The organism is Xanthomonas hawaiiensis (assembly GCF_031834635.1).
Lineage (GTDB): Bacteria > Pseudomonadota > Gammaproteobacteria > Xanthomonadales > Xanthomonadaceae > Xanthomonas_A > Xanthomonas_A sacchari.
In genome coordinates this window covers 4,491,053-4,515,382 of the sequence record NZ_CP115873.1, presented here as the reverse complement: position 1 = coordinate 4,515,382, position 24,330 = coordinate 4,491,053, and the positions used below count along the sequence as shown (strand labels likewise).

Annotated in this window: 22 protein-coding genes; 12 read left to right on the top strand and 10 right to left on the bottom strand. The window is 71.5% G+C overall.

The window, feature by feature from the left end; translation table 11 throughout:
* The first annotated feature begins 5 nt into the window (after positions 1-5).
* On the top strand, positions 6-1,217 hold the full coding sequence (locus PG878_RS19225) for an MFS transporter (protein WP_209030236.1): 1,212 nt from the start codon (positions 6-8) through the stop codon (positions 1,215-1,217).
* On the opposite strand, the gene yccS is transcribed toward PG878_RS19225, so the two are convergent.
* From yccS to purH, 4 genes are all read right to left on the bottom strand, one after another.
* Positions 1,162-3,384 (bottom strand): YccS family putative transporter, encoded by a 2,223-nt coding sequence (gene yccS, locus PG878_RS19220; protein WP_209030237.1) that lies wholly within the window; start codon positions 3,382-3,384, stop codon positions 1,162-1,164. The two genes, PG878_RS19225 and yccS, sit on opposite strands and share 56 nt — an antisense overlap.
* Positions 3,385-3,449: 65 nt before the next feature.
* A complete protein-coding gene (locus tag PG878_RS19215) occupies positions 3,450-4,127 on the bottom strand; it encodes a uracil-DNA glycosylase family protein (protein ID WP_209030238.1) in 678 nt (225 codons plus the stop codon).
* A 338-nt stretch (positions 4,128-4,465) separates the two neighbouring features.
* Positions 4,466-5,755: a phosphoribosylamine--glycine ligase gene (gene purD, locus PG878_RS19210; protein WP_209030239.1), complete on the bottom strand. Its 1,290-nt coding sequence runs from the start codon at positions 5,753-5,755 to the stop codon at positions 4,466-4,468.
* Positions 5,756-5,906: 151 nt separating this feature from the next.
* Positions 5,907-7,490, bottom strand: coding sequence for a bifunctional phosphoribosylaminoimidazolecarboxamide formyltransferase/IMP cyclohydrolase (purH, locus tag PG878_RS19205; RefSeq protein ID WP_209030240.1), 1,584 nt, complete (start codon positions 7,488-7,490; stop codon positions 5,907-5,909).
* A gap of 328 nt (positions 7,491-7,818) precedes the next feature.
* Between purH and PG878_RS19200 the strand changes: the two genes are divergently transcribed.
* The 8 genes from PG878_RS19200 (at position 7,819) to PG878_RS19165 (ending at position 15,751) form a co-directional block, all read left to right on the top strand.
* Positions 7,819-8,433, top strand: coding sequence for a CDP-alcohol phosphatidyltransferase family protein (locus PG878_RS19200; protein ID WP_184449601.1), 615 nt, complete (start codon positions 7,819-7,821; stop codon positions 8,431-8,433).
* A gap of 64 nt (positions 8,434-8,497) precedes the next feature.
* Positions 8,498-10,252, top strand: coding sequence for a bifunctional alpha/beta hydrolase/class I SAM-dependent methyltransferase (locus tag PG878_RS19195; RefSeq protein ID WP_209030241.1), 1,755 nt, complete (start codon positions 8,498-8,500; stop codon positions 10,250-10,252).
* A complete protein-coding gene (locus PG878_RS19190; protein WP_209030242.1) occupies positions 10,249-11,586 on the top strand; it encodes a phosphatase PAP2/dual specificity phosphatase family protein in 1,338 nt (445 codons plus the stop codon). The genes PG878_RS19195 and PG878_RS19190 overlap by 4 nt, the downstream gene beginning before the upstream one ends.
* On the top strand, positions 11,583-12,032 hold the full coding sequence (locus PG878_RS19185; protein ID WP_209030243.1) for a hypothetical protein: 450 nt from the start codon (positions 11,583-11,585) through the stop codon (positions 12,030-12,032). The genes PG878_RS19190 and PG878_RS19185 overlap by 4 nt, the downstream gene beginning before the upstream one ends.
* On the top strand, positions 12,029-13,498 hold the full coding sequence (locus PG878_RS19180) for a TIGR04222 domain-containing membrane protein (RefSeq protein WP_209030244.1): 1,470 nt from the start codon (positions 12,029-12,031) through the stop codon (positions 13,496-13,498). Before PG878_RS19185 ends, PG878_RS19180 begins: the two co-directional genes overlap by 4 nt.
* The gene (locus PG878_RS19175; RefSeq protein WP_209030245.1) at positions 13,498-14,151 is read left to right on the top strand and encodes a CDP-alcohol phosphatidyltransferase family protein; all 654 of its coding nucleotides are present in this window, start codon (positions 13,498-13,500) and stop codon (positions 14,149-14,151) included. The genes PG878_RS19180 and PG878_RS19175 overlap by 1 nt, the downstream gene beginning before the upstream one ends.
* Positions 14,148-14,780: a lysophospholipid acyltransferase family protein gene (locus PG878_RS19170; RefSeq protein ID WP_209030246.1), complete on the top strand. Its 633-nt coding sequence runs from the start codon at positions 14,148-14,150 to the stop codon at positions 14,778-14,780. The genes PG878_RS19175 and PG878_RS19170 overlap by 4 nt, the downstream gene beginning before the upstream one ends.
* Positions 14,777-15,751 (top strand): phosphatidate cytidylyltransferase, encoded by a 975-nt coding sequence (locus PG878_RS19165; RefSeq protein WP_209030247.1) that lies wholly within the window; start codon positions 14,777-14,779, stop codon positions 15,749-15,751. The genes PG878_RS19170 and PG878_RS19165 overlap by 4 nt, the downstream gene beginning before the upstream one ends.
* A gap of 462 nt (positions 15,752-16,213) precedes the next feature.
* On the opposite strand, the gene fis is transcribed toward PG878_RS19165, so the two are convergent.
* The 4 genes from fis to prmA all read right to left on the bottom strand — a co-directional run bounded on the left by fis (position 16,214) and on the right by prmA (position 19,177).
* Positions 16,214-16,486 carry a DNA-binding transcriptional regulator Fis gene (gene fis / locus PG878_RS19160; protein WP_010343856.1) on the bottom strand — a complete coding sequence of 91 codons (273 nt, stop codon included), beginning with the start codon at positions 16,484-16,486 and terminating at the stop codon, positions 16,214-16,216.
* 116 nt (positions 16,487-16,602) lie between these two features.
* Positions 16,603-17,076, bottom strand: coding sequence for a DUF3426 domain-containing protein (locus PG878_RS19155; protein WP_209030248.1), 474 nt, complete (start codon positions 17,074-17,076; stop codon positions 16,603-16,605).
* A 608-nt stretch (positions 17,077-17,684) separates the two neighbouring features.
* Positions 17,685-18,062, bottom strand: a complete 378-nt coding sequence (locus PG878_RS19150; protein ID WP_209030249.1) for a helix-turn-helix transcriptional regulator — start codon at positions 18,060-18,062, stop codon at positions 17,685-17,687.
* A gap of 194 nt (positions 18,063-18,256) precedes the next feature.
* Entirely contained in the window at positions 18,257-19,177 is a 921-nt protein-coding gene (gene prmA / locus PG878_RS19145) for a 50S ribosomal protein L11 methyltransferase (RefSeq protein WP_209030250.1), read from the bottom strand.
* 425 nt (positions 19,178-19,602) lie between these two features.
* Here prmA and PG878_RS19140 point away from each other — a divergent pair, with 425 nt between their 5' ends.
* On the top strand, positions 19,603-20,532 hold the full coding sequence (locus tag PG878_RS19140) for a hypothetical protein (protein ID WP_209030251.1): 930 nt from the start codon (positions 19,603-19,605) through the stop codon (positions 20,530-20,532).
* Positions 20,529-20,885, top strand: coding sequence for a hypothetical protein (locus PG878_RS19135; RefSeq protein WP_209030252.1), 357 nt, complete (start codon positions 20,529-20,531; stop codon positions 20,883-20,885). The genes PG878_RS19140 and PG878_RS19135 overlap by 4 nt, the downstream gene beginning before the upstream one ends.
* A gap of 76 nt (positions 20,886-20,961) precedes the next feature.
* On the opposite strand, the gene PG878_RS19130 is transcribed toward PG878_RS19135, so the two are convergent.
* Complete coding sequence (locus PG878_RS19130; protein ID WP_209030253.1) at positions 20,962-21,735, bottom strand: SDR family oxidoreductase; 774 nt, start codon at positions 21,733-21,735, stop codon at positions 20,962-20,964.
* 147 nt (positions 21,736-21,882) lie between these two features.
* On the opposite strand from PG878_RS19130, the gene PG878_RS19125 reads away from it, so the two are divergent.
* Positions 21,883-22,728, top strand: coding sequence for an AraC family transcriptional regulator (locus tag PG878_RS19125; RefSeq protein WP_311185992.1), 846 nt, complete (start codon positions 21,883-21,885; stop codon positions 22,726-22,728).
* Positions 22,729-22,935: 207 nt separating this feature from the next.
* Here the strand turns inward: PG878_RS19125 and accC are convergent, their stop codons facing one another.
* Positions 22,936-24,300 (bottom strand): acetyl-CoA carboxylase biotin carboxylase subunit, encoded by a 1,365-nt coding sequence (gene accC, locus PG878_RS19120; protein WP_010343850.1) that lies wholly within the window; start codon positions 24,298-24,300, stop codon positions 22,936-22,938.
* Between the last annotated feature and the right edge of the window lie 30 nt (positions 24,301-24,330).

The following is a 24,330-nucleotide window of genomic DNA, read 5'->3' as shown; positions in this document are numbered from 1 at the left end:
CCTCCATGGAAACGACCTCGCATCCGCCGATGCGCCGCGGCCTGGTGCTGCTGATGGCCACCGCTACCGGCCTGGCGGTGGCCAGCAACTACTATGCGCAGCCGCTGCTGGAAGTGCTGGCGCAGACCTTCGCCATCGACGTGCGCCGCGCCGGCGCGGTGGTCACCACCGCGCAGCTGGCCTATGCGGCGGGCCTGCTGTTCCTGGTGCCGCTGGGCGACCGCTTCGAGCGCCGCAGCCTGATCGTGGGCCTGTACGCGCTCAGCGCGGTCGGCCTGCTGGTCAGCGCGATGGCGCACAGCTTCGCGCTGTTGCTGCTCGGCACCCTGATCACCGGCCTGAGTTCGGTGGCGGCGCAGATCCTGGTGCCGTTCGCCGCGACCCTGGCCGCGCCGCACGAGCGCGGCCGGGTGATCGGTACGGTGATGAGCGGGCTGCTGCTGGGCATCCTGCTGGCGCGCACGGTGTCCGGCCTGCTGGCCGGGATCGGCGGTTGGCATACCGTGTACTGGGTGGCGGCGGCGCTGATCCTGGTGGCCTCGGCCCTGCTGTGGCGCGGCCTGCCACGGCACCCGGGCAACCCGCACCTGTCCTATCCGCACCTGATCGGCTCGGTGCTGGCGCTGTTGCGCGACGAGCCGGTGCTGCGCGCGCGCTCGGTGCTGGGCGGGTTGCTGTTCGCCGGTTTCAGTATGTTCTGGACCACGCTGGCGTTCCTGCTGTCCGGCCCGGACTACCGCTACGGCACCGCGACCATCGGCCTGTTCGGGCTGATCGGTGCGGCCGGCGCGTTCGCCGCCAACCTGTCCGGCAAGCTGTCCGACCGCGGCGCCGGCCATCTGGTCGGTTGGGGCGGCCTGGTCATGCTGCTGCTGTCGTGGCTGCTGCTGCTCGGCGCGCCGCACTCGCTGTGGCTGCTGATCGCCGGGGTGGTGTTGCTGGACGTGGCGGTGCAGGGCGTGCACATCGGCAACCAGAGCGTGATCTACCAGCTGGATCCGGCCGCGCGCAACCGCATCACCTCGGCCTACGTCACCTGCTACTTCATCGGCGGTGCGATCGGGTCCAGTCTCGGCACCGCGGCCTATGCCTACGCCGGCTGGCGGGGTGTGGCGATCGGCGGTGCGGCGCTGGCGGTGGCGGCGCTGCTGTGGATGGGCCTCAGCGTGCGGCCGGGGCGGCAAGCGCCGGCGCCGGCGGCACCAGTGCGGCGCTGACCGCCTGCGCGGCGGCGCGCAGCTTGGGCAGCAGGCGCAGGGTCAGCGCGAGCTGGTTGCGCACCAGCCGGCGCTTGGGCTCGTCGATGCCGTCCTCGCGTTCCAGCGCCTCGGCCAGGGCGATCTCGGCGGGTTCGTCGGCAGCCGGTAGCGCGCGACGCTCGGCCAGCGCGTCGGCCAGTGCGCCCAGCGCCTGCGCCAGATAGTCGCCGGCGCGGGCGATGTCCGGATCGGTCTCGCCGGCCAGCGCGGCGCGGTGCGCGCCCAGCGCCGACAGGTAGCCGAGCAGGGTGTTGGACAGGGCCAGGAAGCGGAAGCCGGCATCCAGGTTGCGGCGGTAGCGGCCGGGTTCGCGCAGCATGTTCGACAGCGCCACCGACAACGCGGCGTCGGCGTTGTGCATGTCGCGGCGGGCGATGCGGTAGGGCAGGTCGTCGCGCATGCCGCTGCGGTACTGCTCCAGCACCTGCGCCAGGTAGCGCGCGCTGCTGGACAGCACCGTCGCCAGCACCTGGTGCAGGCGCCGGCCCTGCCAGTCCGGCAGGATCAGGAACGAGGCGGCGGCGGCGATCGCGCAGCCGATCAGGGTGTCGAGCAGGCGCGGCCAGATCAGCATGAAGCCGTCGCCGATCAGGTTGAAGCAGAACAGCGCCATCACCGTGATCGCCGCGGTGGCCAGCATGTAGCGGTCGGTGCGGGTGACGAAGAACACCAGGGTGCCGAGCAGGGCGAACAGCAGTTGCAGTTCGGTGCCGGGGAACAACTGCATCAGCGCCCAGGCCGCGCCCAGGCCGATCAGGGTGCCGGCCATGCGCTGGACCAGGCGCAGACGGGTGGCGCCGTAGTTGGGGCGGCACACGAAGGCGGTGGTCAGCAGGATCCAGTAGCCGTTGCTGGCATGGATCGACTGCATGACGACGTAGCCCACCACCAGCGCGATGGCCATGCGCAGGCCGTGCCGGAACAGCACCGAGCCGGGCGTGAGCTGCTGGCCGAGCCGCCGCAGCATCTCCCGCAGGGTGTGCGGCGAGGAGTCGCGCAGGCGGGTATCGAGGGTGTCGCTGGTGGTGTCCGATTGCGCGGCCTCGGCCAGGCGCCGCTCGATGCTGTGCAGGTTGGTCACCAGCAGTTCCAGCGAACCGAGCAGCCGTGCCTGCCGTGGATCGGCGCGGGCGTGCAGGAAATCCAGCGACTCGCGCAGGTCGGTGGTGGCCTGCTGGGTCTGCTCGCCGTAGTCGAACGGCTGCCGCAGCCGGATCGCCTCGCCCAGCGCCGCGCAGGCCTTGCCCTGCAGGGCCAGCAGGCGCTGGCAGCGATACAGCACGTCGCTGTGGAAGAACGCGTCGGTCAGCGCCTCGTACGGGTAGTGCGAGGAACTGGCGCGCTCGTGGAAGTCCTGCGCCATGTAGTACAGGCGGAAGTACAGGCCCGACTGCACGCCGGGCCGGCCGGAGCGGCCGAAGCGGCTGATGATCGCGGTCTTGGCCGCGTTCAGCGCGGCCACCACCTGTGCGTTCTGCTCGGCCAGCGCCAGCCGCCGCGCGTGCAGGTCGCTCTGCCGCACCGGCTCGAACAGGGCCGCCTTGCACCGCAGGTAGCGGCCCAGTTCCAGGTACAGCCGCGACAGCCGCTCGCGCACCGGCCGGTTGGCGAACAGCACCGTCCACAGCACCGACAGCACGCCGTACCAACTGGCGCCGAGCAACAGCAGCGCCACGCCGTGCCAGGCATTGCCGCCGACGTGGCCGTTCTGGTTGCCGTGGTCCAGGCCGATCATCGCGTAGATGGCCAGCGCCACCGTGGCCTGGGCGATCGAGGCGTAGCGTTCGCCGAGCGCGCCGAGCAGGGTCAGGGCGAAGGTGGACAGCGCCAGCCCGGCGGCGAACGGCCACGGATACGGGAACAGCAGCACCACCGCGGCCGCGGCGGCGGCGAAGCACAGCAGCGACAGCAGCACCGACTTGATCCGGCCCAGCCAGTTGTCGTCGGTCTCGGCGATGGCGCTGGCGATGGTGCCCAGGAAGATCGCCGGCACCGCCTCCAGTTGCTGCAGGTGCCAGCACACGCCCATCGCCACCGCCAGCGCGATGAACACGCGCAGCCCGTAGCTGGCCTTTTCGTGGGCCCACAGGCGGCTGAGGCGGGTTTCGATCGAGGGGGTCGGCACGGCGACACGATAGCGCACCGTCGCTGTATGCGATGCTTCTCGAGAGGGGCGCTGCACGCGGGCGCTCAGACGCCAATTTGCCGCAGGCGGGCGTCCAGCAGCGCCGGGAAGCGCTTGTACCAGGTCTGGTTGAGCGGCGAGGGATGCGGCAGCGGGTACAGCGTCACGCGGCGGGTGCGGCGGCCGTCCTCGCTCCGCAGCGCCACCTCGGTCTGCGCCTGGAAGCGATCCTCGCGCGCCCAGAACGCGTCCAGCGCCGCGCGCACCTCGCGCGGCTGGTCGATGCCGAACCACAGGAAGGCCTCGCGGCCTAGGGTGAGGACGGCGTGGCCGCGCCACTGTTCGAGCAGCAGGCGTCGCATCAGCGGATGGAAGCGCCGCTTCACCGGCATCGACCAAGCCTTGTTGCCCACCGGCTTGTACGGCACGGTGTTGAGCCAGAAGGCGACGCGGCCGGCCTTTAGTCCTGCGGCGAAATCGGGCATCTCGGCCCCATCGTGCAGGTGCCGGTACAGTGCCTTGCGCACCAACTGGCCGCCGCTGCCGACGAAGGGTTCGCCGTGCTCCACCTCGCTGCGGCCCGGGTCGCGACCGAGGATGCACACCTTCGCATCGCGGCGGCCAAGGCCGATGATGGGATCGAGCGGATCCTTGCCGCAGGCGGCGTAGGCCGCGCTGTCGATGCCGTCGGTCTGCGCGGCGAGCGCGCGGAAGCGGGTGCGGAGAGCGGGCGAGAGGGCCATGGGCGTGCGCGAAGCGGTAGAGGATCCAGGCTAGCGCAGGGCCGATGGAGCGTGCGTGGGCGCATTGGTAGGCGCGGCTTCGGCCGCGACCGGCGTTCCCGGCCATGCCCCTGTCGCGGCTGAAGCCGCTCCTACGGGTGCGATGTCCGGGTGCGCTGTGGGAGGGACTTCAGTCCCGACGAGGGAGGGTGTCAGGGCCGGCTTTCGGTTTCGCTCGTCGCGGCTGAAGCCGCGCCACAGTTCGCCCTGTGCTGCATTGTGGGTGGTCAACCCTGCCGGCTTCGTGGGGCCGACGCTTCACTCTCGATTCCCGATTCCCGATTCCCGATTCCGGGCCGCTAAGCCCCCTGCTCGCGCGCGATCGCGCGCCAGCCGATGTCGCGGCGGTGGAACTCGCTGGCCCAATGGATCTGCTCCACGCCCGCGTAAGCATGCCGCTGCGCCTCGGCCACGCTGTCACCCAGCGCGGCCACGCACAGCACGCGGCCGCCGGCGCTGAGCACGCGGCCCTGCGCGTCCAGCGTGGTGCCGGCATGGAACACCTTGGCGTTGGCCGGCACCGCGTCCAATCCCGTGATCGGCTCACCGGTCACCGGGGTCTCCGGATACGGCGCCGCCGCCAGCACCACGCCCAGCGACGGGCGCGGATCCCACTGCGCCTGCGTCGCGTGCAGGCGCTCGTCGAGTGCGGCGTCGAGCAGGTCGAGCAGGTCCGACTGCAGGCGCAGCATCACCGGCTGCGTTTCCGGGTCGCCGAAACGCACGTTGAACTCGATCACCTTGGGCGCGCCGCTGGCATCGATCATCAGCCCGGCATACAGGAAGCCGGTGAACGGCACGCCGTCGGCGCGCATGCCGCGCACGGTCGGTTCGACCACTTCGCGCATCACCCGCGCATGCACCTCGGGCGTCACCACCGGCGCCGGCGAGTACGCGCCCATGCCGCCGGTGTTGGGGCCGGTGTCGCCGTCGCCGACGCGCTTGTGGTCCTGGCTGGTCGCCATCGGCAGCGCGGTGTGGCCGTCGACCATGGAGATGAAGCTGGCTTCCTCGCCGTCGAGGAATTCCTCGATCACCACGCGCGCGCCGGCGTCGCCGAAGGCGTTGCCGGAGAGCATGTCGCGCACCGCGGCCTCGGCCTCCTCCAGCGACATCGCCACGATCACGCCCTTGCCGGCGGCCAGGCCGTCGGCCTTGATCACGATCGGCGCGCCCTTGTCGCGGACATAGGCCAGCGCGGCCTCGACCTCGGTGTGCACGGCGTAGAACGCAGTGGGGATGCCGTGGCGCTGCAGGAAATCCTTGGCGTAAGCCTTGCTGCCTTCCAACTGCGCGGCGGCGGCGCTGGGGCCGAAGATGCGCAACCCGGCGGCGCGGAAGCGGTCGACCACGCCCAGCACCAGCGGCACTTCCGGCCCGACCACGGTCAGCGCCACGCCTTCGTCCTGGGCCAGCGCGAGCAGGCCGTCGAGGTCGTTGACCTTGACCGCCACGTTGCGGCACTTGGCCTCGCCGGCGGTGCCGGCATTGCCGGGCGCCACCAGCACTTCGTCGACACGGGGGGACTGGGCCAGCTTCCAGGCCAGGGCGTGTTCGCGGCCGCCGGAGCCGATGACGAGGATTTTCATGTGAATGCCGGAAATGGGGAGTCGGGATTGGGGATTGGTGAAAGCAACAGCAAAAGCATCGCGGCGCAGGGGCAGGGGCAGGGGGCGGGGAGAGATTGGAAACCCGCTCTTGCGAATCCCCACTCCCCACTCCCCAATGCCGGCCGTTCACTCAGTGGCGGAAATGCCGCACGCCGGTGAACACCATGGCGATGCCATGCTCGTCGGCCGCGGCGATGACCTCGGCGTCGCGCATCGAACCGCCGGGCTGGATCACCGCCTTGATGCCGGCCGCGGCGGCGGCGTCGATGCCGTCGCGGAACGGGAAGAACGCGTCGGAAGCCATCACCGAGCCTTCCACGGCCAGGCCAGCGTCGGTGGCCTTGATCCCGGCGATGCGCGCCGAGTACACCCGGCTCATCTGCCCGGCGCCGACGCCGATGGTGCGGTGATCCTTGGCGTAGACGATGGCGTTGGACTTGACGTACTTGGCGACCTTCCACGCGAACAGCAGGTCGTCGAACTGCGCCTCGGTCGGCGCAAGCCGGGTCACCACCTTCAGCGCATCGCGCGGCACCACGTGCGCGTCGCTGGTCTGCAGCAGGAGGCCGGAGCCGACCCGCTTGCTGTCGATGCCGTAGGCGCCGTCGCCGGCGGGGATGCGCAGCACGCGCACGTTGGCCTTCTTCTTGGCGTATTCCAGTGCGGCGTCGTCGTAGTCGGGGGCGATCAGCACCTCGACGAACTGGCGGTCCAGGATCGCCTGCGCGGTGGCCGCATCCAGGCGCCGGTTGAAGGCGATGATGCCGCCGAAGGCGCTGGTCGGGTCGGTGGCGTAGGCCAGTTCGTAGGCATCGCCGCAGCCGGCGCCGACCGCCACGCCGCACGGGTTGGCGTGCTTGACGATGACGCAGGCCGGCGCGTCGAACTGGCGCACGCATTCCCAGGCCGCATCGCTGTCGGCGATGTTGTTGTAGGACAACTCCTTGCCCTGCAGCTGGGTGAAGGTGGCCAGCGTGCCTGGCGTGGGGAAGAGGTCGCGGTAGAACGCGGCCTGCTGGTGCGGGTTCTCGCCGTAGCGCAGTTCCATCACCTTGACGAAGCTGGAGTTCATCTGCGCCGGGAACGGGCTGCGCGTCGGCACCGCGGCGTCGCTGGCGGTGACCGCCGACAGGTAGTTGCTGATCGCCGCGTCGTACTGGGCGACGCGGTTGAACGCGGCCACCGCCAGGGCGAAGCGCTTGGCCGCCGACAGCCGGCCATCGTTGGCCTCCAGCTCGGCCAGCAGTTCGGGGTACTGCGCCGGGTCGGTGGCCACGGCCACGCGGGCGAAGTTCTTGGCGGCCGAGCGCAGCATCGCCGGGCCGCCGATGTCGATGTTCTCCACCGCGTCGGCAAGCGTGCAGTCGGCCTTCGCCGTGACCGCCTCGAACGGATACAGATTCAGCACCAGCAGGTCGATCGCGGCGATACCGTGTTCGGCCATCACCGCATCGTCGGTGCCGGCGCGGCCGAGCAGGCCGCCGTGCACCAGCGGGTGCAGGGTCTTGACCCGGCCGTCCATCATTTCCGGGAAGCCGGTCAGCTCGGACACGTCCTTCACCGCCAGCCCGGCCTCGCGCAGCGCCTTGGCGGTGCCGCCGGTGGACAGCAGTTCGACGTTGCGCGCGGCCAGCGCGCGGGCCAGGTCGATCAGGCCGGTCTTGTCGGAAACGGACAGCAGCGCCCGGCGCACGGGCAGGAAATCGGAGGGCATGGGGCAGGGCGGGGGCAGCGGAACGGGCCGCCATTGTAGGCGCTGAGGCCCGGCGACGCCCGGCCGGCGCGCGTGCCGGGCGCGCGGATCGTGCCGATGCGCCCCCGGTCCGGGCGATCGCGCCGAGGGCGCTGCGCCCATGCACAACGGCGCTCCGGCGCCGCAGACGCTGCGCGGCAACCCGCCGCGCGTCGACGACATGCACGGTTGCCTGTGCCGCGTCGCGCGCTGCCTGCCTGGGGCATGGTGGGTTGCGCGCCATCGCGCGCGCCGCCGCTGCGATGCATTAGGCTGTCGCCGCCCCGCTCTCGCCGTCAGGACCACGCGCGTGTCGATCTATGCCCTCAAAGGACGTTTCCAGGACCTGCTGCGGCCGGGCGTGCGCGTGCTGGACCGACTCGGTGTCACCGCCAACCAAGTGACGGTGGCCGCGGCGCTGCTGTCGCTGCTGGTCGCCGCGGTGGTCTACGCGCAAGGCGCGGCGCAGCCGCTGTGGTACGCGCTGCTGCCGGTGTGGATGCTGCTGCGGATGGCCTTGAACGCGGTGGACGGCATGCTGGCGCGCGAGTTCGGCCAGCAGTCGCGGCTGGGCGCCTACCTCAACGAACTGTGCGACGTGGTGGCCGATGCGGCGCTGTACCTGAGCCTGCTGAGCGTGCCGGGCGTGATGGGCGGCTGGGTGTGGTTGATGGTGCTGACCGCGGCGCTGACCGAGTATGCCGGGGTGCTGGGGCTGATGGTCGGCGCCAGCCGCCGTTACGATGGGCCGATGGGCAAGAGCGATCGCGCCTTCTGCGTCGGCGTGCTGGGGGTGTTGCTGGCGTGCGGGTTGCCCGGTGCGCCAGCCGTCAATGGCTTCGCTGGGGTGGTGGCGTTCCTGTGCGTGTCGACGACGGTGCGCCGCGTCGCGGCCGGATTGCGCGAGGCGGACGCGCGCGACTGAGCGGGTGCGGCCATTGCGGGCCGCGGGATACATGGATTCACCACAGACAGGACATCGGCAACGGATGCGGCAGGTCAACGAAAGCGAATTCGCCAGTTTCGACGGCACACGGTTGTTCTACCGGCATTGGCCGGCCACGACGCCAGCGGCACCGCCCAGGGCGATCGTGCTGCTGCACCGCGGCCACGAGCATTCCGGACGGGTCGCGCACCTGGCCGAGGAACTGGGCCTGGACGACTGCGCGGTGTTCGCCTGGGATGCGCGCGGCAACGGCCGCTCGCCCGGCACGCGCGGCGACGCGCCCGGCTTCCCGGCGCTGGTGCGCGACCTGGACCGCTTCGTCGCGCACATCGGGCAGGTCCACGGCATCGCCGTGCAGGACATCGTGGTGGTCGCGCAGAGCGTGGGCGCGGTGGTCGCCAGCACCTGGGTGCACGACTACGCGCCGCCGCTGCGCGCGCTGGTGCTAGCCTCGCCGGCGTTCAAGGTCAAGCTGTACGTGCCGTTCGCGCGGCCCGGGCTGGCCCTGATGCAGAAGCTGCGCGGCAACTTCTTCGTCAACAGCTACGTCAAGCCGCAGTGGCTGACCCACGATCCGGCGCGGGTCGAGAGCTACCGCACCGATCCGCTGATCACCCGGCCGATCTCGGTGCGCGTGCTGCTGGGGCTGTACGCGGCGGCGGATCGCGTGGTCGGCGATGCGCAGGCGATTACCGTGCCGGTGCAGTTGCTGGTGTCCGGCAGCGATTTCGTGGTGCACCGCGGCCCGCAGGACCGCTTCTACGAGCGCCTGTCCTCGCCGGTGAAGGAGCGCCACCTGCTGCCCGGCTTCTTCCACGACACCCTGGGCGAGCGCGATCGCGCGCCGGCGCTGGCGCAGATCCGTCGCTTCGTGCGCGAGCGCTTCGCCGAGGAACCGGCACTGCCCAGCCTGCGCCAGGCGCACCGCCGCGGGCCGACCTTCGAGGAAGCCGAGCGGCTGGCCTGGCCGCCGCAGCGCTACAGCCTGCAGGACCTGCGCTGGCGCGGCGTGCGCGCCGGCCTGCGCCTGGGCGGGCGCCTGTCCGAAGGCATCGCCCTGGGCCTGCAGACCGGCTTCGATTCCGGCAGCACGCTGGACTACATCTACCGCGACCAGGCCGCCGGGCGCGGCCCGCTCGGGCGGATGATCGACCGCAACTATCTGGATGCGATCGGCTGGCGCGGCATCCGCGTGCGCCGCCAGCATCTGCACGAACTGCTGGGTCTGGCGATGCAGCGGCTGCGCGCCGCCGGCCTGCCGGTGCGCGCGCTGGACATCGCCGCCGGCCACGGCCGCTACGTGCTCGAAGCGTTGGCCGGCGGCAGCCAGCGTGCCGACGCGATCCTGCTGCGCGATTTCAGTCCGTTGAACGTTGAGCAGGGCCGCGCGCTGATCGCCGCGCTCGGCGCCACCGACATCACCCGCTTCGAGCAGGGCGACGCCTTCGACCGCGACGCGCTGGCCGCGCTGCAGCCACGGCCGACGCTGGCGGTGGTGTCGGGCCTGTACGAACTGTTCCCGGACAACGACCAGGTGCTGCGCTCGCTGCAGGGCGTGGCCGCGGCGGTGGAGCCGGGCGGCTACCTGGCCTACACCGGCCAGCCCTGGCATCCGCAGCTGGAGTTCATCGCCCGCGCGCTGACCAGCCACCGCGGTGGTGCGGCCTGGGTGATGCGCCGGCGGACCCAGCAGGAGATGGACGAACTGGTGCGCGCGGCCGGCTTCCGCAAGCTGGAGCAGCGCATCGACGAATGGGGCATCTTCACCGTGTCGCTGGCGCAGCGGATCGCGCCATGAGCGCCGCGGCCGCGCGGCCGTGGCGGCGGGCGCTGGCCTGGCTGGCGCTGCTGGGGCCGTTCTTCTTCCTCAGCTACGGCCTGGCCAACACCCTGGCCGCGCGCCGCGCCGAGGTGCCGTCGCTGCCGTTCGCCTGGGAAAGCCAGATCCCGTTCTGGCCGTGGACCATCGTGCCGTACTGGTCGATCGACCTGTTCTACGTGATCTCGTTCTTCGTCTGCCGCACGCGCGCCGAACTGGACACGCATGCGCGGCGCCTGCTCACCGCGCAGTTGCTGGCGGTGGCATGCTTCCTGCTGTGGCCGCTGCGCTTCGGTTTCGAGCGGCCGCCGACCGAGGGCGTGTTCGGCTGGCTGTTCGCGGTGCTGCTCGGCTTCGACAAGCCGTTCAACCAGGCGCCGTCGCTGCACATCGTGCTGCTGGTGGTGCTGTGGGTACGCTACGCGCAGCACCTGCACGGGCCGGCGCGGTGGGTTCTGCACGGCTGGTTCGCGCTGATCGGGCTGTCGGTGCTGACCACCTACCAGCATCACTTCCTGGATGTTCCCACCGGCCTGGCCGCCGGCTGGCTGTGCGTGTGGCTGTGGCCGGAGCGCATCGCCGCGCCGTGGCGGGCCGCGGCGCCGGCACGCGATCCGCGGCGCTGGCGCCTGGCCGCGCTGTACCTGCTCGGCAGCGCGGCGTGCGTGGCTGCCGCACGCGCACTCGGCGGCGCCGGCTGGTGGCTGCTGTGGCCGGCGCTGTCGCTGCTGCTGGTCGCGCTCAGCTACGCGCTGCTCGGCCCGCTCGGCCTGCAGAAGCGCGCCGACGGGCGCCTGAGCCTGGCCGCGCGCTGGCTGTACGCGCCGTACCTGGTCGCCGCGTGGCTCAACTCGCGCGCCTGGACCTGGCGCGATCCGGCGCCGCGCGCGATCGTCGACGGCGTCTGGCTCGGGCGCCTGCCCGGCCGCGGCGAGCGCACGCGCTTCGCGGCGGTGGTCGATGTCAGCGCGGAGCTGTCGTTGCGCGAGGCGCAGGCGCACGACCGCGTGGTGCCGATGCTGGACCTGGTGGCGCCGCCGGCCGCGGCCTTGCGCACGGCCGCCGACGCGATCGAAGCGGCGCGCACGCACGGCGCGGTGCTGGCCTGCTGCGCGCTGGGCTATTCGCGCAGTGCGGCGGCGGTGGCCACCTGGCTGCTGCGCAGCGGCCGCGCCACCAGCGTGGACGAGGCGCTGGCGCTGGTGCGAGCGCACGCGCCGCGGATCGTGCTGGGACCGGCGCAGTGTGCCGCCATCGCCGCCGCCTGCACCGCGCCGCCGGCGCCGCTGCAGGCGCAGGAGCTGCCGGCATGAGCACGCCGCTGGAATTGCGCACGATGGCGGCGGTGTTGCGCCAGGCGGCGCCGCTGGATCGGCTGTCGCTGCTGCTGCTCGCGGTCACCGCGCTGCTGGCGGCGTGGTATGCCGGCACCGGTGCCGTCCTCGCCGTGTCCTGCTGCGGCGTCGCCGCCTTGGCCGGCCTGCTGCAGCGGTATTGGGCGGCGCGGGTCGGCCTGGACGTGGCGCTGCTCGACGCGGTGCTGGCCGAACCGGACCCGCAACGCGCCGGCGCCGACCTGGACGCGGCCCTGCAGCGGCTGGGTCTGCTGCGCACGCTGCCGCCGCCGCGCGACTGGCTGGCACGCTGGCAGGGCATGCGCCGCCTGCTGCGGCGGCAGTTGCTGTACTTCGCCCTGCAGGTGCTGGCCCTGGTGCTGGCGCTGTGCACGGCACCGGCCGGCTGGGAGGCGCTGCGATGACGCCAACGCCCACGCCACTGCGACCGACTGCGGTCGATCCCGATCACGCAGCGCTGTGGCAGCGTCTGCAGGCCGACGGCTTCGGCGAGGGCGAGACGGCGTTGCCGGCGTTCGAGCGTCGCGTCGCCGAGGAGGCCGGCGTGTCGCCGGCGCTGGCCGCGCAGCTGGTCGAGGAATACCGGCGCTTCTGCTTCCTGGCCTGCGTCGCCGGCGAGGAGATCACGCCGAGTCCGCTGGTCGACCAGGCCTGGCATGCGCACCTCACCGACACCCGCGAGTATTGGCAGCGGTTCTGTCCGCAGGTCCTGCGCCGCACCCTGCACCACCATCCCGGACGCGGCGACCCGGCCGACGCCGCGCGCTTCCAGGCGCAGTACCGCGCCACCCTGGCGCAGTACCGGCACTACTTCGGCGAGCCGCCGGCGGCATGCTGGCCGGCGCCGGCCGCCACGCGGCCGCCCACGCCGGCGCCACGCCAGGCAAGCGCGCGGCGCACCGCGCCGGCGCGCAGCGGCATCGCCCTGTGGGGCTGGATGCTGGGCGTTGCCGTGCTGTTCGCGGTGCTCTGGCAGCGCCACGGTCCGCTGTCGCCGCTGCACTGGCCCGGGCTGCCGTTCCTGCTGCTGTTCCTGGCCGGTATCGGCCTGGCCTGGAGCCTGGGCGCGCGCCTGCGCCTGGCCGTGCGCGGACTGCGCCGCGCCGCGCTCGACACGCCGCTCGACGCCACCGAACTGGCGTATCTGGCCGGCGGCGGCGAACGCGTCGCCGACCAGCAACTGGCCCTGCTGCTGGCGGCCGGCGCGGTGCGCCTGCAGGCGGAGCCGCACGTGCGCCGCCAGGCGCGGCTGCAGCACACCACGGTGGCGGTACCGCCGGCGCTGCAGCGCGCGCTGGCGATCGTGCGCGCGCACCCGCAACTGCAGCAGGCGCTGGCCGCGTTGCAGCGCGATGCCGCGCCGCTGCGCCAGGCGCTGGTCGCCAAGGGGCTGTGGCTGGGCCACGGGCAGGCGTTGTGCGCCCGCCTGTTCGGCGCCGCGCCGTTGCTGGCGCTGTGGACCCTGGGCTTGATGAAGATGCGTATCGGCCTGCAGTTGCAGCGTCCGATCGGCTTCCTGGTGGCGGCGATGGTGGTGGTCAGCGTCGTTGCGCTCGGCTTCCTGCTCACGCCGCCGCGGCGCAGCGTCGCCGGCGACGCCTTGCTTGCCGACCGCGAGGCGGCGTGGCGCGATGGCGTCGCCGCGCCCTCGCTGGCGCCCGGTTCGCACCTGGCGCTGCCGCTGGCCCTGGCCGGGACCAGCGTGCTGATGACCACGCCCTGGGCCGACTATCACGCCTTGCGTGCGCCCGCACCCAACGGCCGCGGCGGCAGCTGTTCGACCAGCAACTGCGGTGGCGGCGGTGGCAGCAGCGACGGTGGCAGCAGTTGCGGCGGCGGTGGCTGCGGCGGGTGTGGAGGCGGCGACTGATGGCCGGTTCGACCTGGCAGGCGCGGCGGGCGCAATGGCGTGCACGCTTGGCGCTGGCGTTGCGCGCGCGCGGGGCCACGCCCAACGGCGTGTCCTGGAGCGGACTGGCGTGCGCGGTGCTGGCGGCGCTGATGTTCGCCCTGGCCTGGCGCGAGCCGCCGACCCATGCCGCCGCGCTGCTGGTGCTGGCGGCGCTGGCGCTGCAGGCGCGGCTGCTGTGCAACCGCCTGGACGGCTTGATGGCGCAGCAGGCGCAGATGATCGGCCGCGCCGGCGCGGTGTACAACGAGGCGCCGGACCGACTGTCGGACGTGGCGGTGTGCCTGGGCGTGGGCTACGGCCTGCAGCCGGTGCTGGGCATCGGCGCGGAACTGGGCTGGGCCGCCGCCCTGCTGTGCGTGGGCACCGCCTATGTGCGCATGCTCGGCCTGGCCTGCGCGGTGCGCGAACCGCTGCAGGGGCCGATGGCGCGCGTGCAGCGCATGCATTGGTTGTCGCTGGCCGCGTTGCTGGCCGCGGCCGCGCTGCTGCTGCAGCACATCGTCCTGGCCCGCATGATGCTCGCCGTGGCGCTGGCGCTGCTGATCGCCGCCGCCGCCCTGACCATCGTGATCCGCGTGCGCGCCATCGTGCGCGAACTGGAGTGGAAATGATCGCCCGCCTGATCGCCCGCGGCTGCAGTGCCGCGATCCGCCTGCTCACCGGCGCGCGTGCGCTGTGGCGCGGCTGTATGCCGTCCAGCGAACGTCGCGTGTACTACGGCAACCACGCCAGCCACGGCGATTTCGTGCTGATCTGGTCGTCGCTGCCGGCGCCGCTGCGGCGCGAGGTGCGGCCGGTGGCGGCTGCCGACTACTGGCAGCGCGATGCGCTGCGCCGCTACCTGATCCACGCGGTGTTCAACGGCGTGCTGATCGAGCGCGACCCGCGGCAGCGCCAGCGCGATCCGATCGCCTGCCTGTGCGAGGCGGTCGACGCCGGCGGCTCGCTGATCCTGTTTCCGGAAGGCACGCGCAACACCGAGGACGGCCTGCTGCCGTTCAAGAGCGGGCTCTATCACCTGGCGCGGCAGCGTCCGGAACTGGAGTTCGTGCCGGTGTGGATCGACAACCTCAAGCGGGTGATGCCCAAGGGCATGTGGCTGCCGCTGCCGTTGCTGTGCACTACCACCTTCGGCGAACCGCTGCGGCTGGGCGCCGGCGAGGACAAGCAGGCCTTCCTCGATCGCGCGCGTGCGGCCCTGCTGGCCTTGGCGCCGGAGCAGGCGGAGGCGGCCCGATGAATCCGATCGCGCTGAGCGAACAGCTGCAGCAGTCCTCGCTGCGGCAACAGACGGTGTGGTTGTTCCTGGGCATCGCCACCGTGCTGGTGGTGGCCACGCTGATCGCCGAGACCCTGCGCTGGCGCGCACGCGGACGGCCCAGCGCGGTGCTGGACAACCTGGTGGCGCGGATTCGCGCGTGGTGGGTGATGGCCGGCGTGGTGGCGCTGGCGTTCGCCTTCGGCCGGCTCGGCGTGATCGTGCTGTTCGCGCTGGTGTCGCTGTTCGCGCTGCGCGAGTTCATCACCCTCACCCCGACCCGGCGCGGCGACTACTACGCGCTGCTCGCCGCGTTCTACGTGGTGCTGCCGTGGCAGTACTGGCTGGTGTGGAGCGACTGGTACGGCCTGTACACGCTGCTGATCCCGGTCTACGCGTTCCTGGTGCTGCCGATCCTGGCGACCATCGGCGGCGACACCACGCGTTACCTGGAACGGACCGCCAAGGTGCAGTGGGGGTTGATGATCTGCGTGTTCTGCATCTCGCACGTGCCGGCGCTGCTGAATCTGCGCATTCCCGGCTACGAGGACCGCAACCTGCTGCTGTTCGCGTTCCTGGTGATCGTGGTGCAGTCCTCGGACGTGCTGCAGTACGTGTGGGGCAAGCTGCTGGGCCGGCACCTGATCGCGCCCAGGCTGTCGCCGTCCAAGACCGTGGAAGGCTTCGTCGGCGGCATCTTCTCGGCCAGCCTGCTCGGCGCGGCGCTGTGGTGGATCACCCCGTTCTCGCCGCTGCAGGCGTTTGCGCTGGCGCTGGTCGCCAACCTGATGGGCTTCTTCGGCGGCCTGGTGATGTCGGCGATCAAGCGCGACCGCGGCATCAAGGACTGGGGCCACATGATCGAAGGCCACGGCGGCGTGCTCGATCGATTGGATTCGGTGTGTTTCGCCGCGCCGGTGTTCTTCCACCTGATCCGTTATGGATGGGTGTGAGGGGCGGGGAGTGGGGGTGTCGGGATCGGGGATTCGCTGGAGTGGCGCGCGCTGCGAGTGTGCGCGTGTGCGGACGTAGGAGCGGCTTCAGCCGCGATGCTTTACCGAGAGTGCATCGCGGCTGATGGCGCAGCAAAAGGGCAGCATCGCTTCTGCACCCCGCATCGCCGTTCGTCTGGCTGGTGCTGCGCTCGCGCGCTTGCCGCGATGGTGTGGCAGCTCCGATGTTGCAGACAGTGTCGCGTCGGGGCTGAAGCCCCTCCCACAATGGCGAGGCGCGCGGTTCGGCGTTCGCTATCGCCTGGTGGGCTTCACGCGTCGCGGCTGAAGCCGCTCCTACGAGGGCGATGCGCAGGCGCTAGAAGCTGTGTTGCGGTGTGTTCGGATTGCTTGACAGTCACGTCATGCCGGACCGCACGCTCGATTCCCGATTCCCGATTCCCGATTCCCGATTCCCGGCACTCAGGCCAGCCCATATTCCTTGAGCTTCTTGCGCAAGGTGGCGCGGTGGATGCCCAGCAGCGCCGCGGCGCGGCTCTGGTTGCCTTCGCAATGGTTGAGCACTTCCACGAACAACGGGATCTCCATCTCGCGCAGCACGATCTCGTACACGTCGTCGGCATCGCAGCCGTCGAGGTCGCGCAGGTAGCGGCGGACCGATTGCGCCACGTGTTCGCGCAGCGGCGGCTTCGGCGCGCCGCGACTGGAGTCAGGACGAGTGGTGGCGGCGTTCAAGTTCGACGGATCCCCGGATGACAGCGGCGCCGGGCGGCAGGAGCGCCGGCGCGGGGGGACGAGTCTAGCGCGTGGCCTGCGCCGCTGCCATGGCGCAGTGCCCGAACGCTGCGTTCTCAGTGGAAGTCGAAACTGAATGCCGCCGTCTCGGCGGCCGGTTCGCGCACCTGGAAGGCGATCTGTGCGCTCTGTCCCGGCGCAAGTGTGGCGCTGTCCGGACGCGCGCGGCCCAGGTAGTCCTGCGGGCGCAGCACGCGGCTGCCGATGGTGCGGCCGTCGGCGTCGGCCAGCGACAGTTGCAGCAGCGGCCAGGCCTGCGCCCAGCGCGCGTCGTTGCGGAAGGTCGCCTGTACCTGCAGGGTGCCGGCATGGCCGGGCAGCGGCCGCACCTCGCGGCTGAGCATGGTGAAGGCGGTCGGCTCGCGCCAGGCCGGCACGCTGCAGCGCAGGACCTGACAGACCCCGGCCACCCACGGCCGCCAGCGCGGGTCGGCGCCCAGGCGCTGGCGATCGGCGATGAGGATCTGCAGCGCCAGCAGCAGGCCCAGCCCGGCCAGCGCGATCCACTGCCACGGCGCGGCGCGCAGCACCGGGCCTCGCGCGCGTGGGCCGTGCAGGAAGCTCGGGGCGGCGGATGCCGGCGCGGTGGCGGCGGTCGCGAGCGCTGTGGGTGTGGCGGGCGCCAGTCCCGGTGTCGGGTCCGGCGCTGATGCCGCCAGTGGCGCGTCCAGGTCATGCGTCTGGCTGCGTGCGCGGGATGTCTCGGCTTCGCCCTCGGCCTCGACCGACGTTGCGTTCGCAAACGTTGGCGAGACGCTCGGCGCCGTGGGGTGCGCTGTGGTGTCGGTCGGCGGCACCGCACCCGCAGACGCCGCCTGGTCCGCCGCTGGTGCGACCGGGGTCTCGTCCGGCGTGGCGGACGGATCGGGCTGGCGGAGCAAGGTCGCGAGGCTGGGGCGGGGCGGAGTGCGATCGGGCATGCGCGCGGACGACGACGGCGAGGCCCTTATTCAAGCATGTTCAAGCACGCGCCGGCGGGATCTGCAGCGCGCTGGCGGCTGGGCTGGGGACTTGCAGGCGTCGGACAGGCGCGCCGCAGCGGCCACCGCGGGAGCAGGGCGCGGCCCCGCACCTGGCAGAGATCCTCAATTCGATTCCGATTCCCGATTCCCAGCGCAAGCGACCCGCCGCGGCGGACTCAGCGCGACCTGCGGGTGTCGAGCAGGTCGAGCAGACCGGCGCGCTGGCGCGGGCTCAGGCCTTCGAAGCGCTCCAGCAGGCGCAGTTGCTGGTCGGTGAACTGGTACTGGCTGGGCAGCTCGCCGATGGTGGCGGCATCGGCCGTCATCGGTTCGCCGAACACGCGCTCGCCGCGGCCGGTGGCCAGGTATTCGAAGTGCAGCCCGCTGCGGCGGGCCAGGGCGATCAGGTGCTCCAGCGCCGGCGCCGTGCCTTCGGCCATTTCCCACTGCGCCACGGCGCTGCGGGTCACGCCCAGGTCCAGCGCCAGGGCCTCCTGGGTGAGGCCGGTGAGCTTGCGCGCTTCGCGCACCCGTTCGTACAGCTTGCTGTTCACACGCACCTCCGCAGGGGAGGCGAGATATAGCCGCGCCGGCCGCTGCGGTTGGTTCGTGGCGCTGTCCGGCGACCGAATGTTAGCGATACTGTCTTAGCTTCACTGTGCTGGCCGGCCGGCCGGCCCGGGCGCGGGCCATGCCTGGCGTGGCGAATGCCGCGCTTCGGCGTCGCCGGGCGCGTTCGCGCCCCGATTCAGTCGCGGCGCACGCCGTCGATGCGCATCCAGTCGCCGTCCTGCTCGGTACGCAGCTGCGCGAACCACGGCGCATACCGCTGCAGCAGTTCCTGTTCCTGGCCGTGCAGGATGCCGGACAGGGCGATGCGCCCGCCCGGGGCCACGCGTGCGGCCAGGGTCGGTGCCAGCGCGTCCAGCGCCGAGGCGAGAATGTTGGCCACCACCACCGGATAAGTGGCGGCCGGTTCGTCGGCCGGCAGGTACACCGCCAGGCGCTCGCCCACTGCGTTGCGTTCGGCGTTGTCGTGGCTGGCCAGCAATGCCTGTGGGTCGTTGTCCACGCCCACCGCGGCGGCGGCGCCCAGCTTCAGCGCGGCCAGTGCCAGGATCCCCGAGCCGCAGCCGAAATCGAGCACGCGCGCCTGCGCCAGCACGCCGTCGGCGGCCAGCGCGTCCAGCCAGCGCAGGCACAGCGCGGTGGTCGGGTGGGTGCCGGAGCCGAACGCCAGGCCCGGGTCCAGGCGCACCACCGCGGCATCGGCGCCGCGGGCCTCCTCCGGCAGGTCGTGGTTCCACGGCACGATGAAGGTGCGCGCGCCGAAGCGCATCGGCTGGAACTGGTCAAGCCAGGCCCGTTCCCAGTCCTGGTCGTCGACCTTGCGGAAGGTGACCTGGGCCCAGTCCAGCCCAGGGTCGAACGCCTCCAGGGCAGCCAGCAGCACCAGCGCGTCCTGTTCCTCGGGGAACAGCGCGCTCAGCACCAGCGTGCCCCACAGCGGGGTCTCGCCCACGCCCGGTTCCAGGATCGCGCGTTCGTTGCTGGTGTCGGCGTCGGCATCGAGCAGGGTCACCGCCAGCGCGCCGACATCCTCCAGCGCGGTCTCGTAGCGGGGCTGGGTGGCGTCGGTGCAGCGCAGGGTCAGTTCGAGGAACGGCATCGGTCGGTGGGCGATCAGGGGAAGCGCGCATCTTAGACGGGCGGCGCGCGTTGCGCTGGCGGCTGTCCTGCGGCGGAGCGGGGTACGGCACGCATTTCGGCCGGTTGCGAACTACGTCCAGCCGGCGCCGTTCGGAATGCGACGCGCGACGGCGGGACGCGGCGTCGCGCTGGCCGCGTCCGGCTGGAAAGGGCGAAGCAATGCATCTGGACGCTGCGGGGCCATCAACGGCCTGCGATCTGCACCGCGCCGCCCGTGATGCCGTGCCGTTCGTCCGTGCCGCCCTGCCGCGCGTCCGTGCGCCACGGCCGCGGCCCGCATTTGGCGCATGCCGCGGCCGTGGCCTGGGGTAGACTGCCGGCTCGCAGTGGCAGGGCGACAGGGGGTCCGGCTGCGTTTCTGCCCGTTGTCCGGCTCTTTCGCGCATGCCCGTCGTGTCCCGTCCAACCTGGCTGTTGCTGGCGCCCGCCGCGTTGTTGCTGGGCGTGGTCGCCTATCGCGCGCTGTCGCTGCCGGGTGCACCCGCGGCGGCGCCCGTGCCGGCGAGTGCGGTGGCGGCCGACGCCCACCCTGCGTCCGCCGCGCCGGCCACGGCGTCGCGCCAGGCGTCGACGCCTGCGCGCCTGCGTGAGGAGAAGCAGGGCGACCACAGTGCCGACCTCTATCGCGCCGCGCAGCAACTGTCGATCGCCGCCGCGCATGGCGATCCCGAGGCCTCCTGGCGGCTCAGCCGCATCTACGACTATTGCGCCGGCTATGCGATGGACCCGGTCGGCTACGGGGCCGACACCCGCGCGATCGCCGATGCGCGGCTGCCGACCTCGGCGCAGATGGTGCAGGCGCGCGCCCGCGTCGGCCGCCGCTGCGCCGGCTTCGCGCCCGGCGACGGCCTGACCCGCCAGGCCATCGTCGCCCAGCGCGTGCAGGCCGCGCATGGCGGCAACCTGGCCGCCGAAGCGGCGTTGCTGGCGCTGGGCCAGCCGCTGCATGCCGGTGCCGAGTACAAGCGCGACCTGGTCGCACGGGTGCGCGCCTCCGGCGATCCCGATGCCTACGTGGCGCTGGCGCCGGCGATGGGCCTGGCCGCCAGCGGCGACGACAGCCTGGGCGGCAGCGTGGCCGGCACCCAGTTTTCCGAATTGGCCTGGCAGTTGGCCGCCTGCAGGCTGGGATTGGATTGCGGCCCGGACAGCGAGCTGATGACCCGCTATTGCGCCAATGGCGGGATCTGCTCGCGCGACCCCACGCAGGACTTCAGCAGTTTTGTTTACGACGCCGCGGTGCCGCGGCAAGGCACGGACACGATGAACGACATGGTCAATCGACTGGTGGACAGCACGGGAGCAGGCTCATGAATTACCGGCGATGGCTGCACGGCGCCAAGTTCTGGTTCTGGGTCCTGGCCTTCGTCGCCTATTCGGCGGCGGCGGCGGGCCTGCTGCTGATCGACACCGCCGAACAGCGCTACCGCGGCCTGTCCAAGGTCGAACTCACCACCGCGCATTCCGCGCCGGACGTGCGCCGTGCCGGCGCCGCGCAGGTGGCGGCGATCTACCGCGCCAACAGCGGCATGCCGTTCTCCACCCTGGCCCCGGGCAGCACCTTCCAGATCGTCTGGCCGGACGGCTCCACCGAGACGGTGATGATCGTCAGCCCGACCTCGAGCCTGGGCGCGGAGCCGGTGGCGGGGACGCAGCAGGGGAAATAGCTGGGAATGGGGAACCGGGAATGGGGAATCGCAAGAGCGGGTTCCCGGGTCGTGTGAGGTCGTCGCGATTGGGAGATCAGCGCTGTGTGGCGGGCGCCCGGTGCGGCTGGGGTTGCGCGGACAGTGCCAGGGCGTCGGCGCCGGCGGGGTAATGCAACCGGTTGCTGGCGTCGTTGGCGGCGTCCCAGATGGCCTGGGCCACATCGCCGGGCGTGGTCACCGCTGCCGGTTGGCCCAGGCGCGCAAACATCTCGCCGGCGAAGGGCGCATAGGCGTCCGGGATCAGCCCCTGCATGCGCTGCTGCCCATTGGCGGTGAAGCGGGTGGACGGCCCGTAGCCGGGTTCCACCAACTTGACCCGCACGTCGAACGCCGCGAGTTCGTGCGCCAGCGACGCGGTGAAGCCCTGGATCGCGGTCTTGCTGGCCGTGTATGCGGCGACCAGCGGGAACGGCGCCAGCGTGGCGCTGGAGGTCACATTGACGATGACGCCGGCGCGTTGCCGGCGGAACTGCGGAATCACCGCCTGGCACAACGCCATCGTGCCGAAGGTATTGGTCTCGAACACCGCGCGCACGGTCGCCATCGGCGTGGCCTCGAACGCGCCGAACAGGCCGATGCCGGCGTTGTTGACCAGTACGTCGATCGGGCCGATGGCCGCCAACGCGCGCGCGATGCTGTCGGCATCGGTCACGTCCAGCGCCAGCAGGCGCAGTTGCGGCGACGCCGGCAGCAGCCCCTGCTGCGGCTGGCGCATGCTGGCGACGACGTTCCAGCCTTGCGACAGGAAATGGCGCGCGGTTTCCAGGCCGTAGCCGGAGGAACAGCCGGTGATCAGGACGGTCTTCATTGCGTTCTCCAAGAGTGAGTGATTCGGGAGGACACGATAGGCGCGGGATCTCGGATGATCGATAATCCAGAATCCTATTCCCTTTAGTCACCGTCCGAAATGCACGATCCGCTCTCCGATGTTGTGCGCCTGCTCCACCCCAGAGCAGTGTTCGCCAACCTGATCAGCGGCAAGGGGCGCTGGGCGGTGCGCTATGCCGCGTACGGGCAACCGGGGTTCTGCATCGTCCTGGAGGGCGGTGCGGTGCTGGCAGTGGACGGACACCCGCCGATCGCGATCGGGGCAGGGGATTTCGTGCTGTTGCCGACCACGCCGGCGTTCACCCTGTCCGGCGTCTTGCCGGCGCCGCCGGTGTTCATCGATCCGCAGGTCGTTCCGGGCGGGCAAGGCGAGTTGCGCCACGGCGAGCAGGGCGGTGCGCCGGACATGCTGGCCTTGGGCGGCGCCTTCCTGTTCGACAGCGCCAATGCCGGGTTGCTGGTCTCACTATTGCCGGCGGTGGTGCATGTGCAGGGCGCAGGCCGCCTGATGCACCTGGTGCGGATGGTGGGCGAGGAGTACCAGGACAGGAAACCGGGCAACGACTACATGTTGTCGCGGTTGGTACAGATGCTGCTGGTCGAGGCCATGCGCTGGACCAGCGCGGGCAATGCGCCGCCGGGCCTGCTGCGCGGCCTGGGCGACGCACGGCTGGCGCCGGCGCTCACGCAGATCCACGCCCGCATCGACCACGCCTGGACCGTCGGCGAACTGGCCCGGATGGCGGCGCTGTCGCGCTCGACGTTCTTCGAGCGCTTCGCCCGCACCGTCGGCGTGGCGCCGATGGCGTACGTGCTGGCCTGGCGCATGCAGGTGGCGAAGGATTTGCTGCGGCGCGATGGGTCGAGTGTGGCCGACGTGGCGCAGCGCGTCGGTTACGGCTCCACCAGCAGCTTCAGCGTCGCCTTCAGCCGCCACACAGGCGAACCGCCCAGCCGCTACGCCAGGCGCTGATGCAAAACGCGCTGGCGATGCCGCCGCGGGACAAGCGAGTAACCGGGGTGCGTCCCGGCACCCCGCAAACGCTTCGGCGACAGCCGATGGCGGCTCACGACCCTGCCGCCATCACCAGGAACGGATCAGGACTCGGACTCCGCCTTGCGAATCCCGGCGTTCAACAGCCGCAGGCAGGTCATCCCTAATCCCGAATCCCGGCCTCTCCTACAACGCGATCGACTTGTTCTTGCGTTCGGCCAGGCGCTTTTCCAGGTAGTGGATGTTCTGGCCGCCGGCCTGGAAGCCCTTGTCGCGCATGATCCGCTGCTGCAGCGGGATGTTGGTCTTGATGCCGTCCACCACCATCTCGCTCAGCGCCACGCGCATGCGCGCGATCGCGGTCTCGCGGTCGGGGCCGTGCACGATCAGCTTGCCGATCATCGAGTCGTAGTTCGGCGGCACCTTGTAGCCGCTGTAGATGTGCGTGTCCACGCGCACGCCGGGGCCGCCGGGCGGGTGGAAGCCGGTGATCAGGCCCGGGTTGGGCATGAAGGTTTCCGGATCCTCGGCGTTGATGCGGCACTCGATCGCATGGCCGCGCAGGACGATGTCCTTCTGCTTGATGCTGAGCTTGTGCCCGGCGGCGATGCGCAGCTGCTCGCAGACCAGGTCGATGCCGGTGATGCGCTCGGTGACCGGGTGCTCCACCTGGATGCGCGTGTTCATTTCGATGAAGTAGAAGCGCCCGTTCTCGAACAGGAACTCGAAGGTGCCGGCGCCGCGGTAGCCGATGCGGATGCAGGCGTCCACGCAGACCTTGCCGATCTCGTTGCGCAGTTCCTCGGTGATGCCCGGCGCCGGCGCTTCCTCCACCACCTTCTGATGGCGGCGCTGCATCGAGCAGTCGCGCTCGCCCAGGTGGATGGCGCCGCCCTGGCCGTCGGCCAGCACCTGGATCTCCACGTGGCGCGGGTTCTCCAGGAACTTCTCCATGTACACCTGGTCGTTGCTGAAGGCGGCCTTGGCCTCGGACTTGGTGGTCTCGATGGCGGCCTTCAGCGCGGCCTCCGAATGCACCACGCGCATGCCGCGGCCGCCGCCGCCGCCGGCGGCCTTGATGATCACCGGGTAGCCGATCTCGCGGGCGATCTTGGTGTTGGCGACGATGTCCTCGCCCAGCGGCCCGCCGGAGCCGGGCACGCACGGCACGCCGGCGGCCTTCATCGCGCGGATCGCCTCGACCTTGTCGCCCATCAGGCGGATGGTGTCGGCCTTGGGCCCGATGAAGATGAAGCCGGACTGCTCCACGCGCTCGGCGAAGTCGGCGTTCTCCGACAGGAAGCCGTAGCCGGGGTGGATGGCCTGGGCGTCGGTGACCTCGGCCGCGGCGATCAGCGCCGGGATGTTGAGGTAGCTCTCCGAGGAGGGCGCCGGGCCGATGCACACCGACTCGTCGGCCATGGCCACGTGCTTGAGGTTGCGGTCCACGGTGGAATGCACCGCGACCGTGCGGATGCCGAGCGTATGGCACGCGCGCAGGATGCGCAGCGCGATTTCGCCGCGATTGGCGATGACGACTTTATCGAGCATGGGAAGGCCGGGAATTGGGAATGGAGAATC